The 12,489-nt window shown below is 47.1% G+C and carries 10 protein-coding genes; 3 read left to right on the forward strand and 7 right to left on the reverse strand.

What is annotated here, in order from left to right:
• On the forward strand, positions 1–342 hold the full coding sequence (locus tag DC345_RS29295; protein ID WP_113056174.1) for a DUF1801 domain-containing protein: 342 nt from the start codon (positions 1–3) through the stop codon (positions 340–342).
• A gap of 467 nt (positions 343–809) precedes the next feature.
• Here DC345_RS29295 and DC345_RS29300 read toward each other — a convergent pair whose 3' ends face one another.
• The 6 genes from DC345_RS29300 to DC345_RS29325 all read right to left on the reverse strand — a co-directional run bounded on the left by DC345_RS29300 (position 810) and on the right by DC345_RS29325 (position 8,782).
• Entirely contained in the window at positions 810–2,114 is a 1,305-nt protein-coding gene (locus DC345_RS29300; RefSeq protein ID WP_113056131.1) for a DUF1963 domain-containing protein, read from the reverse strand.
• Positions 2,115–2,199: 85 nt separating this feature from the next.
• Positions 2,200–3,420 (reverse strand): MFS transporter, encoded by a 1,221-nt coding sequence (locus tag DC345_RS29305; protein ID WP_258530915.1) that lies wholly within the window; start codon positions 3,418–3,420, stop codon positions 2,200–2,202.
• Between the two features lie 75 nt (positions 3,421–3,495).
• Positions 3,496–4,047: a MarR family winged helix-turn-helix transcriptional regulator gene (locus tag DC345_RS29310; protein ID WP_113056132.1), complete on the reverse strand. Its 552-nt coding sequence runs from the start codon at positions 4,045–4,047 to the stop codon at positions 3,496–3,498.
• Between the two features lie 197 nt (positions 4,048–4,244).
• Positions 4,245–5,423, reverse strand: coding sequence for an alanyl-tRNA editing protein (locus DC345_RS29315; RefSeq protein WP_113056133.1), 1,179 nt, complete (start codon positions 5,421–5,423; stop codon positions 4,245–4,247).
• A gap of 447 nt (positions 5,424–5,870) precedes the next feature.
• Positions 5,871–7,640 carry a dihydroxyacetone kinase subunit DhaK gene (gene dhaK, locus DC345_RS29320; protein ID WP_113056134.1) on the reverse strand — a complete coding sequence of 590 codons (1,770 nt, stop codon included), beginning with the start codon at positions 7,638–7,640 and terminating at the stop codon, positions 5,871–5,873.
• Positions 7,637–8,782, reverse strand: coding sequence for a glycerol dehydrogenase (locus tag DC345_RS29325; RefSeq protein ID WP_113056135.1), 1,146 nt, complete (start codon positions 8,780–8,782; stop codon positions 7,637–7,639). Before DC345_RS29325 ends, dhaK begins: the two co-directional genes overlap by 4 nt.
• Before the next feature lie 369 nt (positions 8,783–9,151).
• Between DC345_RS29325 and DC345_RS29330 the strand changes: the two genes are divergently transcribed.
• Both DC345_RS29330 and DC345_RS29335 read left to right on the forward strand, forming a co-directional pair.
• Positions 9,152–10,183, forward strand: a complete 1,032-nt coding sequence (locus DC345_RS29330) for a PocR ligand-binding domain-containing protein (RefSeq protein WP_113056136.1) — start codon at positions 9,152–9,154, stop codon at positions 10,181–10,183.
• A gap of 140 nt (positions 10,184–10,323) precedes the next feature.
• Entirely contained in the window at positions 10,324–11,313 is a 990-nt protein-coding gene (locus DC345_RS29335) for an aldo/keto reductase family protein (protein WP_113056137.1), read from the forward strand.
• A 208-nt stretch (positions 11,314–11,521) separates the two neighbouring features.
• On the opposite strand, the gene DC345_RS29340 is transcribed toward DC345_RS29335, so the two are convergent.
• Positions 11,522–12,421, reverse strand: coding sequence for a LysR substrate-binding domain-containing protein (locus tag DC345_RS29340; RefSeq protein WP_113056138.1), 900 nt, complete (start codon positions 12,419–12,421; stop codon positions 11,522–11,524).
• Positions 12,422–12,489 lie beyond the last annotated feature (68 nt).

Here is a 12,489-nt window from a genome sequence, read left to right on the forward strand (position 1 = left end):
ATGAATGCAGAAGTCACTGAATTTATCGAACAGATCCCGGTTTCCTGGCAAGCCCAGGTTGCAAGTAAACTGCGGGAGTTGGTACATGAGTCCATTCCTGAAGTAGAGGAACGTGTGCAATACAAGAAACCTCATTTCCTGAAAAACGGTAAATACACAGCGGTCATCTCCCCTTCCAAGCCGGCAGTATCCTTCACGATCTTCAATGCAACCGGACTTGAGCTGCCAGATGGGATATTCGAAGGCCCAGCAGAACGTAAAACAATCAAGATCAAAGAAAAAGATACGCCCGACTATGAATGGCTAGCTGCACTTCTAACACAGGCATCGGCAGATCTTTAAGCTTTAAAGAACAAGGGGCACCTAATGAGACAGCCAGACAACCCAAAATTTCATTTCACCATTTGACCGAGATGCTACGCTTGGCTAAGAGGTTAACGAACCTGTTACACCCTAAATGGCGGATTCTCAAGGCATACATACTTTAACGAATCTCAGTGAGGTTATTTCGGTGTAACAGTGGCGTCAGAGCATTAAAATTGACCTCAGCGATGAAATAACGTTTCTGTAATTCGTTACATCTCAGAACGGTGCAAATGGGAGCAAATAACGTGTAACAGGTTCGTTAAACCAAAGTAACGGGAATAAGGGCGGTCCCATGTCATCCAAATGATCTATGGGACTGCTTCCAGTCAAACAAAGGGGCGCTCCCATCTGTCGAAGACAGATGGGAGCGCCCCTTTTGGGTATGCAGCTGTCATTACAATTTAAATCGCCGCTATGAAATAAATAGATCATTGCTTCCCGCATCAGGATTGTTGATAAGATACCGCGGTCATCTGACAAGGCTCGCAAATGAACATGTAATACATGCCATCCCCGTACTCCTCAACCTCGCTCCAGTCCAATTGTCCAACGGCCCTCATCTTAGAAGAGCAGCATGGACAGTTCGGATACTCCGCGTCCTGAACCCATCCGGGATGGCCACCGATCTGGGATGCAGAAGGCTCCATCGCCCACTCACTGGCATGGAACGCATGACGTGGTGCAGTCGCAATCCGAAACTGCTGCCCTGCATCCGGTGCAAGCTGAGCATAGTCGTCCGGGTCAAGGTCATCCGCTCCCATCGGCATCACATTATGCACACTCCAGTACGGTTCACCTGCTGAATCCATCTCCATATAAACGACGCCATAACAACTGCATATCACGCAAGTCTGCACTTGAAGTCGCTCACTGTTCCAAGCAACGTCCTGCAATGCTGGATGTCGTACATCCAGATCAATTAAGGTCATTAACGGACTGCCACACCACTCACAGTTATCGGCACCTGCCAAGAGCATGGAGATCGGATCGCCAATTGATGTGTCGTCAGCCCCTTCATTCTCTTTTACTTTATAGAGTGAATAACTTGGGGTAATAAATAAATCCCTGCGCTGACCTTCATTCGTTAACTCCCAACCGGCTTCGGTTGTAAAGTGCTCTGGTGCGACATGCAGCTGATCTGCCCAGCGAGGTGGCGACTGCCTCCATTGCTGGAACTGACGTACGACAACGTCATCTCCAATATAGGCAAGCATGAGCAACAGATTATTCCGATTCTCGTCATCAGTGTTCACCTGCTGCAAGAGTTGATCACGTACTTCAGCCGAGGCATTCTTATACAAAATGACAGGGTAGTAGATTTCGCGCTCCAACAGCTCAGGAATCTGTGCACACAACGAGGTATCATGGTAACAGACCAGATATACCAAAATATCTTTACCTGTATCGTCATCCCCTGTGCGAATCAGCTGCATCGCATAATCAATCATGAGGGCTTGCTGCTCCGTAGACAATGACAGATATACCTGTTCCTTGGAATGCTCATATGCCACATAACGGATTAGCGGATCATGAACCTGGCGTGTATGCATCATTTTCAAAATCTCCACTGGGTCCGTGATTCCCTCATACAAATTCACATCCTGCCGATTGGCTTCAATGTATCTTTGATGTGCCTCACGTTCCATCTCCTGCTTGCAAGGCATGCAGTACCCACCTGTTCTGGCAGCCGTTGCTGGCAAAATCGTATTTGGGCATCCCTCTCGTATGCATGGAATGCGTTCTGTCATCTATGAGTACCTCCTTTTTGCATGTAATGGTTATCACTGGAGTATACCATAGGAAGAATTGGCCTCCATTTAGGAAGTCAGGAAATCAGGTTGTTACCCTGTCCTGAGTCGCTTCGGTAGTCCCCTTCCCTATAAACCAGGCAGCCGTCAATCCGATTGCCAAGACAAATGCAATCATCAGGAACGTCAGCAGATAACTGCCGCTTCGCATGAATTGAATGGACAGGATGGGTGCAATACTCGTACCGGCAAACAGGATAAATGTATATACCGATACAGCGATCCCCCTTAACTTACCCCCAAGCTCACCCACCAAAGCAACCAGTGAAGGAACCGACAAAGCAATGCCTGTCACAAAAAGCAAACTCATCAGGATAAGCAATGGCAAGTTGGTGAAAAAGCCCATACATGCAAGTCCTACTACCGCCATTGTAAGTCCTAATCGAAGAACGGAACGCACGCCGAGCCGCTGAGTTAATTTTCCTGCAAAAGGAGAAACGAGCATGCCCAGTATACCTGCTGCACGAACGTACAAAATCTGCTGCGCACTTAATCCAAATGCAGGCCCGCTCAAATAACTGCCAAGGACACTATACATGCTGACAAAGGACATCAGCAGAACCAGAGCCACCACGTAGCTCAACCGTAATTTGGGCTGTTTCAGTACAGTGCCGATCTGCAGAAGAGATTCCCAGATCGAAGAGTCTTTTCCTCGCTTGATCTCATCCCGCGGCAACAATGACCACACTACCAGCGAAGTCATCAAGTACACTACCGCCAGTATGACAAACAGTGCATTCCATCCATATTGCTGGTTGATTAAACTGCTGATGATCTGGCCTACAATACCGGCTACCAGGAATCCGGTACTGATGAATCCAATCGCGGTCACTCTTCGATTCCCCGGATACATCTCCACAGCATACGCCAATGCAACCGGAGAAAATGTGGCTGCTGCTGCTCCTTGTATCCCTCTCAGCACAATAATCCAGGCAAATGAATGCACAAGACCTAGTATCAATGAAATGAACGATAACGTAATCATGCCGATCAAAATCACTTTTTTACGTCCATACTTGTCAGAGATTGCACCATACATTAAACACCCCATTGCAAATCCCAGCGAAAATATACTGCCAGCTGCCGAGGCCTGAGTTAGAGTTATCCCAAATTGTTCAGCAAACACGGGAATGAGCGGAACTGTAACATATAAACTGGACATGACGACCAGTCCGGACCAACACAAAATAATGGTCATGATGAGATAATTTCTGGAGTTAACTCCAGTCTGTATTAATTTTGACATCGCACACCTCTATAAACTTTAGTATAAATCCTTTTTTATTTTAGTTAGATAATCTAATTATATATCCAAAAAAAATTATCTTCCCATACCCAGCCTCTTCTCTATGTTTGTATTTAATTTCAAAATAACCTTCTCCAGAACACTCCGTTCTTCCGGCTCCAAATCGTCCATAATGGATGCACAGGTGGACCAGAACGAAGGTAACACCTTCTCTACTAATACTTTACCTTCCGGTGAGATGCGTACATGAACACTGCGACGATCCCGGGCACTTGATTCCCGGATAATCCAACTCCGCTTCTCCAGCCAATCCAGCATCGCTGTGACGGACGCCCTCCTGATGCCGAGACGCTCTGCCAATGCCGATGGCGTAACTTGTGTGTGCCCCTCGTGCAGGGTTAAGAGTAGCAGCAGATCAAACTTGCTCTCGGTAATATCATACTGAGCCAGATTCAAATCCATGACGTCCAGAATGTTATCACCCAACCAAAGCGAGAGTAAACCGATATAGGCTGACTTTTGATCTGTACTTTTTGTCGCCGTCTTTTGCATCAATTCTACATATGGTCCAGGCCCTAACTTTGGGAGCGGTTCTGTTGTATGTTCCCTGATATTTTTTTCTTTCATCGTTGCACCTGCCAATATCCATTATATAATTAGATTATCTAACTAGAATTGATTTTATCCCAATTCTCAAAAATATACAAGTTTAAACTGGTTCCGTTAATCAAAACAGATCTATCCAATGCAAAAGAGCACGCCACATCGTGGCGTACTGGCTTTGCATTGCATTTCATCGCTATTTCTAGCTGTGAAGCCGTAGATTAATGATGTCCCAATTGGTCCTTCGTAAATTCATAAAATGCGAGCGCATCTTCGCTGCTGGCAAAACCCGCCTGAGCCATCTTGTCGCTGCCGCCACCTTTGCCCTGGTAGGCTCCGAGATTGCCCTTGAAGAAAGGTCCACAAGCCCACTCCGGCGGCTGCCCGTTCTGCGCCAATACAACTTTGGCCTCCGAGATGCTCGCAAAGAGTACAAGTCCCTCATGTTCTGATGTCAACTTGGTCGCCAGACTCTGCATATCCTTGAGCGATTTGTCCTCAAAGATTTGAGCAACGACAAGCCCTTCCCGTGCAGATAAAAGCTCTTGCGCATAATAAGCGTCATTGGAAGATTTCACAGCGTTCAGCTCTGCTTGCAGCTGCTTTTGTTCTGCTTCCATTTTGTCGATCCGATCCGCAAGCTCTTCCCGGCTGGTCTTCAATTTGGCTGTAATTCCGGTCAGCACGCTTTGCGCGGCATTGAACTCATTCAGTGCTCGGTATCCGCATTTAAAATAAATCCGGGTACCACCCTTCACTTTCTCGGTTTTCAACAGTTTAATAATTCCGATCTCTCCTGTGGCTGACACATGTGTCCCACCACAAGCGTTATATTCCACACCCTCCATCTCCACGATGCGAATATCTTCAGTTACGGAAGGCTGCTTCACCAGCGGCAGACGGGCCGCTTCTTCCGCTGTGACCCAGGAACTGCTGATTCGTGCATTCCGGTAAATCTGCTGATTGACCTCCATTTCAATTGCAGCCAGTTGGTTCGCTCCCAGTTCAGCTGCGGCCACATCAATCGTGATGTAATCTGTCCCCAGATGAAAACTGAGCGTCATCGCATCTGCCAGCTTCAGCGTAATAGCCGACAGCAAATGCTGCCCACTATGCTGCTGCATATGATCGAATCTGCGCTGCCAATCGATGTGGCAATCCACGTCATTCTGCTCCGGGGCACGCTCCAGCTTGTGCAACACCTCGCCATCTTCACTAATCACATCCAACACATCAATGCCGCCGATTTGCCCCAGATCACAAGGCTGTCCACCCCCATGTGGATAAAAAGCCGTCTCCGCCAGCGTGACATATATACCGTCTTCCTTGTCCACTCTGCCTGTAATTTGTGTATGCCACTCCCGTGTGTACGCGGAGTCATAATAGATTTTTTGCGTCATCGAATCATCCCGATCCCTTCTCGTTCAAATGGCTGTCCATACTCTCCAGATTACACTATCTGGAACAGCCAAGCCAAATTCCTGCCCCACATCATCGCTTTCCATATCAAAAAGACCGCTCTGTAAGCCAAGCTACAGAGCGGTCTACTTACTTATATCCACTATCCACATTTAATGAAACGTTGGATATGGTTTGTACCTATGATTACACCAAAACGAGATGCAGTCATATTAATCTGGTATAGACACAAGAGCGAAACAGACAGAAATGACCTGAAGAAGCGGAGCGTGCTCCTTTATCACCGGATTTCTCCCTTCAGAGGGAAATCATTGAAATCCGGGGGTAAGAGAGATCGAAAGGTTTTCTGTCTGTGTAGTTCCTGAGTGTCTAAATCACGTATGGTCTGCAATCGGAGTGGCCAAGTGTAATCTCGTTGCACTCCATATTTATTTCATTGACTCGGATAGCTCTGTGAAAATAACACCCAGCGCATAGGCTCCAGCATCAGGGTATCCCAGACTCCGATCACCCACAGCGCCCGCGCGGCCCATACGTGCCACGATGTCTTCGGTTTTCTTCGCACCTTCCACTGCCGCTTCGGCACCTTTGGCAAACGCTGTTTTGAAGTCATCTCCAGACTTCGCACTTTGCGTCCATGCGTCTGCACAAGGGACAAGTGCATCAATTAATGTCTTGTCACCTACAACGGCACCACGTCCGAAGGAACGTTCGCCAGTAGATTGAATCCCTTGTACTGCCGCCTGCATCATATCAGCGAACTCTGCAACGTTCAATTGCTGCTTGTCACCAACGGCTTTGCCTGCTGCCCGGAATGCCGAACCCCAGATTGGGCCGGATGCACCGCCGCAGTATTCCATAATGATAAGAGAGCATGCATCGAGGAATGAACCGATATTCTTTTTCTCTTCATTCACGATATGGTTCCATTCGCGCTTGAGCTGTCTAAAGCCCTTCGCTACGCTCATGCCAAAGTCGCCGTCACCTGCATGGGAATCCAGTTCACAGAATGGTACTTCGTTCTTGATAATGATCTCACTCATCTTATCGATCAGGTAGACGATATTATCCAGGGAGAATTGATTGTTGCTGATTACCGCAGAAGATGTCGGTGTCTCCACTTCATAGGATACTGGCGCATCTTCAGTTACAACTGCTTCCAACGCTTCCGAATAGGCCACTTGTGCTACTGGAGGACCAGACACTTTGAAAGCAGGTGCATCACTTTCCTTAAACAGCAACGTTTTCAGTTCATCGTCCAGTTTCAGGATAGTTACCGATGCGCCTGCCATATCGATGCTCGTCATGTAATTGCCAACAAAAGTAGTGGCTACACCCAGCCCTGAACGCTGTGCCAGCTCACGCTGAACCGAGTTGTTGAGCAGATAGAGCTCCTGTAAAGGTGTCGCACCAAATCCATTTACAAGCACAGCAATCTCGGCGGATGCATCGTTATCCAGCTTCATGTCAGCAAGCAGTGCTTCAACCATGCGTCCTGCAAGCTCATCGGCAGATACCAATTTCTCGCGGCGAATGCCTGGCTCACCATGAATTCCCACACCGAATTCCATCTCATCTTCAGCGATTTCAAATGTCGGTGTTCCTTTGGCAGGCACGGTACAGGAAGTGAACCCAAATCCGATGCTGCGAACGTTCTGGGCTGCTTTCTCAGCAACAGTTTTCACCTCTGCCAGACTGCGGCCTTCTTCGGCTGCAGCTCCAGCGATTTTGTGCACCAGTACCGTTCCGGCAACGCCGCGGCGTCCTACCGTATACAGACTGTCTTGAACAGCAATGTCATCCTCAACCCGTACATATTGCACGTCAATGCCATCTTCCTCGGCAAGATGGGCCGCGTTCTTGAAGTTCATCATGTCGCCGCTGTAGTTTTTAATGATTAGCAGCGTGCCCTTCTTGCTAGCTGTGGCCTTGATCGCCTGGTATACCTGAATCTGGGAAGGGGATGCGAATACATCTCCACAGACCGCAGCATCCAACATGCCTCTACCCACATAACCCGCATGAGCCGGTTCGTGTCCACTACCGCCTCCGCTGATGAGGCTGACTTTATCCCCGTTAATCTCTCTGCGTTTAATGACCTTATATTTTTTCAAAAATTCAAGCTCCGGGTGCGCCAGCGCAATCCCGTTGCACATTTCCATGACAACATTTTCAGCCTGATTGATAATTTTCTTCATGATTTCGCCTCCCGGCGAGCTGCTTTGTAGTCCCGTCCCATACGATCAGCCGCCGCAATGGCAGCAGCCACTTCAGGAACCGTAATCGGGAACGCCATGGCGTGAATGGATTCTTCCGGAATACATGCGATCTCGGCCACCTTCAACAACTCTTCCTGACTAATGGTATCTACACCGATATCCGCCAAGCTTACAGGCAGTCCCACTGCGAGACAGAAGTCCATGACTTCATGCAGCTCTTCGGTTGGTGCATTTTCAAGGACGAGTTGTGCAATTGTACCGAATGATACTTTTTCACCGTGGAAGAAGTGATGTGTACCCTCCAGAACAGTCAACCCATTGTGGATCGCATGGGCTGCAGCCAGACCACCACTTTCGAATCCAAGACCAGACAACAGAATGTTGGTCTCAACGATGTTTTCCAGCGCTTGAGTCACGACGTTGCTGTCACTGGCTACTTTCGCTTTTACTCCATCAGTCAGCAGCATTTCATAACAAAGTTTTGCAAGAGCAAGTGCTGCATTGGTACCTACCGCAGATGGCGTGTATCCTTCACGGGAACCCATCGGCAAACTTGCGTTTACACGGGAATAGGATTTTGCAGTAGCTCTAGCTTCGAAGTACGTAGACAATGCATCACCCATACCCGATACGAGGAAACGTGTTGGTGCGTTTGCGATAACTGTTGTGTCCACGAGGACAACACTTGGGCTTTGTTTGAAATAAGCATAGTCATCAAAAGCACCTTCCGGCGTGTACAACACAGCTGAGTGACTTGTTGGCGCATCCGTTGCTGCGATGGTAGGACAGATGATTAGTGCTTCACCTTCTGCCACACATTTTGCTGCATCGATCGCTTTACCGCCACCGAGACCAATTGTACATGTGCATCCTTTTTCTTTCGCAATTTCCTGGAGACGAGCGACTTCCTCGCGGGAACATTCTCCTTTAAAACCGCTTTCAACAAATGTAATATTGAATTTTTGTGACGTTGCATCAAGCTTCGCCTTTACACGCTGTACATCATCTGGATGTGCGATCAGCAATGCAGATTCACCAAAGGATTTCACAAAGTAACCGAGGTTTAATAACTCGTCTTCGCCTTGCACGTATTTCGTTGGACTAATAAATGCTTTTCTCATAATGATATAGACCCTCCTAAGGATGATATAAGTTAAGTTTGTTTACTGCATCAATTACCTGCATACCTTTAACAAGGCTACCTGATGTAATTCTTGGATGAACTTATACATTCAATTTTAAATGCTCACAATTAACCTAAATATATACCATGCATGTGAGGTTTACAGTGGACTTTGATAACAAATAATTATAATTTGCAATCGTAATTTTTTGCTTTTCAACGGAATCATGGTATCTTATTGTCATGCGATGGGTTAATTTTGACATCATCTATACATTACCCGTCATTAACTCATCTTAATATGTACAACTTGCTAACTTTTAACGAACGAAATCATTCATCAGGTTAGCTATGGAGGGTTCCACCCATGATTAAAGAATATCTGCATATTAATAAAATTCTCGACCTGAATAAATGGAAGCGTCTACAGGATTCACTGGCTACCGTAACCAAGCTGGCTATTCTAACCGTTGACTATAAAGGCATTCCCGTGACCAGCCATAGCAGTTGTCAGGCCTTTTGCCAAAATGTTCGCAAAAATCCCGAACTGCTCCCCTACTGCCAAAAATGTGATTCCCGCGGTGGGCTGGAAGCGGTTCGATTGAATGAGCCTTATGTTTACTTGTGTCATTTCAATATCGTGGATATCGCAATTCCCATCACGATCGACGGGAAATATATTGGTGCCGTAATGGCAGGACAGGTGAAGCTCGCTGACCCGGAGAAAGGGACGGAACTGGAACAGATCGTCACATCCAAGAACGTACCTATGCATGCTGCGAAGCTAAAGGAATTACAGGAAGACTATGACCAACTGCCTGTCATGACCTACGAAGAAGTTGTGAAAATTTCCAACATGCTTTCTTTACTCTGTAATTACATCGTGGAGGAAGCGCTGAACAAAAATTTGCTGGTGGAAATGTTCGAGAAAGCTTCGGGTCATCAGGAGTCTCTGAATCTGTCCACTATTCTGCCTGGATACTCTATCCGTAACATTGAGTCGATCAAAAAAGAAATGACCAATGCGATTGCGGATGCCTATCTTAAAAACAGTCCAAGTGATACAGAGAGCTCCAGCCCGGTGCTTCAACCTGCTTTTGAATATATTCACAGTCACAAGAGTGAGCAAGTCTCGCTTAAACAAATGGCCGATCTGTGCCACCTGAGTCCAAGTTATTTCAGCAGGCTGTTTGCCAAGGAAACGGGTGAAAACTTCACGACTTATATTGCTCGACTCAAAATCAAATGGGCCAAGCAACTGCTTGAAGTTACGGACATGCCCGTGTCACAGATCAGTGATGAACTGGGGTTCAATGAATCGGGGTATTTTATCAAAATATTCAAAAAATTCGAGGAGATTACGCCAGCCCTCTATCGCAAATACATGCAGGAACAATGAGCAAGCCTAACTATATGTTTTTGTTAGAAGAGAAAATCGAGTGATATCTTTTTCATATCAAAGATGGGCTTAAAAGATATTTCACCTATTAATCTGCCATTGCTACAATGGAGTCCAGATTACTTAGGGAGGCGTCACGAATGGAATATCGCAAATTGGGAAACAGCGGTCTAACCGTCAGTGAGATTTCACTGGGCAACTGGATTACACATGGAGCACAAGTGGATGATGGAACCGCAAAAGCCTGTGTCCGGGCTGCATTGGATGCTGGCATCACGACATTTGATACGGCAGACGTCTATTCCAACACCAAGGCAGAAACTGTATTAGGACATGCTCTAAAGGATATCCGAAGAGAAAGTATTGAACTATGCACCAAAGTCTGTCATCCAACCGGCTCAGGTCGCAACGACAGAGGACTTTCCCGCAAACATATCATGGAGGCCTGCAACGCTTCATTGCAAAGGTTGCAAACCGATTATATCGATGTCTATTATGCTCACCGTTATGATCCAAATACGCCGCTGGAGGAAACATTCCTTGCGTTTGCCGATCTGGTTCGTCAGGGCAAAGTTCACTATATTGGAGTTAGCGAATGGACTGCGGCTCAGATTGAAGAAGGTTCCGCATTAGCTAAAGAGCTTCGCGTGCCTTTTATTGCGAGCCAACCACAGTATTCGATGTTATGGCGGGTTATTGAGGAGAAAGTTGTGCCAGCAAGTACACAAGCAGGTCTTGGCCACATTACATGGTCTCCCCTGGCTCAGGGCATACTATCTGGTAAATATCTTCCGCACGAAGCGCTGCCAGCCGGATCACGTGCAGCGGCCGAGGCTGGAGCACCCTTTTTCAACAATCTGGCTGGTCGGTGGTTACGGGACGATGTTCTGACTGCTGTGCAGCAGCTTGTTCCATTGGCGAAAGAGATCGGGCTGACACTCCCTCAACTCGCCATTGCCTGGGTTCTTCAGCATCCGTATGTGTCATCCGTCATTATTGGTGCATCCCGTCCTGAGCAAGTCCTTGAGAATGTAAAAGCCTCTGGTGTTCAACTCGATCGGGACACCCTGTCCCGCATTGATGAAATATTTGGTGAGTGGATTGAGAGAGACCCTGCACGGACCGGTTAGTCGCTCTTTTTTCAACTACCTTCAACTACTTTAAACATACTATATAAGTTGAACTAATCGTTTACACGAAAACGGAGAGGGCAGAAAAAAACTGAAAAAGCGAAGCTACAAGCTTTCTACAAGAAAGCTGCATCGGAAGCATACGCTTATCTCCAGATTTTCCGATTGGAAGGTTGTTCTGTCATCGTAGTGCAAGTGTACATCATTTTTAGCTCAACTTATTTTCCCCATCAACACATTCATCTACAATATTCATAAAACGGGAAATCACTTCCTGATTCAAGTCCGTCCGCCATGCCGTGTACAACGGTACGGAGGGCGGATTTTCTATTAGTGGTAGAAATACCACGCCCCTCCGCTCGAACACATCTACTGAAGAAGGAACGATAGAGATGCCCATGCCTGCTGCAACGAGATTCACAATCGTGTACATCTGAATAGCTTCCTGTGTAATACGAGGATCTACACCATGCTCCCTGCAATAATCCAGAACGAGACGATGGAACGGAGAACCCAGATGCCGCGGGAATAAAATAAAATCTTCGTCCGCCAGCTCGGTGATTGACACCTGAGTCTGTGAAGCTAAAGGGTGATGGTCTGGCAGCACTGCGAGTAATGTTTCCGTCTGACAGACTCGGAACGACAATTGTCCGTTATGATCCTGATACCGCAAAAATCCAATATGGATCTGTCCATCTGCTAGTGCCTGCAATTGTTCGGACGAGGTCATCTCGCGCAACGTAAGTTCAATCTGCGGGTACGCCGCACGGAATTTTCTCAACACATCGACCATAATACTTCCCGAAGCCGAATCCACAAAAGCGACCGTTAAATGTCCAATGATCCCCTGATCAGCCTTCTGCGTAAGCTGGATGGATCGCTCAAGTTGGGCCATGATCAGCCTCGCCTGTTCCAGAAATACGGCACCGGCTGCTGTGAGACGAACCATTTTTTTCGTGCGTTCCAACAGCTTCACGCCGAGCTCTTCTTCCAGATTCTGAATCTGCTGGCTCAGCGGCGGCTGCGTCATATTTAATTTCTCAGCCGCACGGTGGAAATGAAGCTCCTCCGCCACGGTGATAAAGTATCGTAGTTTTCGAATATCCATACGTCTGGTGTACTTCCCTTCCGACTAGCCTGTTACTTCATCTGTTCCTGAACATGAAACACAATGAA

This window comes from Paenibacillus taichungensis, from assembly GCF_003287275.1.
GTDB classification, from domain to species: domain Bacteria; phylum Bacillota; class Bacilli; order Paenibacillales; family Paenibacillaceae; genus Paenibacillus; species Paenibacillus taichungensis_A.

What these genes read in the sequence shown, in the direction of transcription:
- DC345_RS29310 (WP_113056132.1), bottom strand. Translation starts at nt 4,047, where the DNA reads ATGAAAGAAAAAAATATCAGGGAACATACAACAGAACCGCTCCCAAAG.
- DC345_RS29335 (WP_113056137.1), top strand. Translation starts at nt 10,324, where the DNA reads ATGGAATATCGCAAATTGGGAAACAGCGGTCTAACCGTCAGTGAGATT.
- DC345_RS29325 (WP_113056135.1), bottom strand. Translation starts at nt 8,782, where the DNA reads ATGAGAAAAGCATTTATTAGTCCAACGAAATACGTGCAAGGCGAAGAC.
- dhaK (WP_113056134.1), bottom strand. Translation starts at nt 7,640, where the DNA reads ATGAAGAAAATTATCAATCAGGCTGAAAATGTTGTCATGGAAATGTGC.
- DC345_RS29330 (WP_113056136.1), top strand. Translation starts at nt 9,152, where the DNA reads ATGATTAAAGAATATCTGCATATTAATAAAATTCTCGACCTGAATAAA.
- DC345_RS29300 (WP_113056131.1), bottom strand. Translation starts at nt 2,114, where the DNA reads ATGACAGAACGCATTCCATGCATACGAGAGGGATGCCCAAATACGATT.
- DC345_RS29340 (WP_113056138.1), bottom strand. Translation starts at nt 12,421, where the DNA reads ATGGATATTCGAAAACTACGATACTTTATCACCGTGGCGGAGGAGCTT.
- DC345_RS29315 (WP_113056133.1), bottom strand. Translation starts at nt 5,423, where the DNA reads ATGACGCAAAAAATCTATTATGACTCCGCGTACACACGGGAGTGGCAT.
- DC345_RS29295 (WP_113056174.1), top strand. Translation starts at nt 1, where the DNA reads ATGAATGCAGAAGTCACTGAATTTATCGAACAGATCCCGGTTTCCTGG.
- DC345_RS29305 (WP_258530915.1), bottom strand. Translation starts at nt 3,420, where the DNA reads ATGTCAAAATTAATACAGACTGGAGTTAACTCCAGAAATTATCTCATC.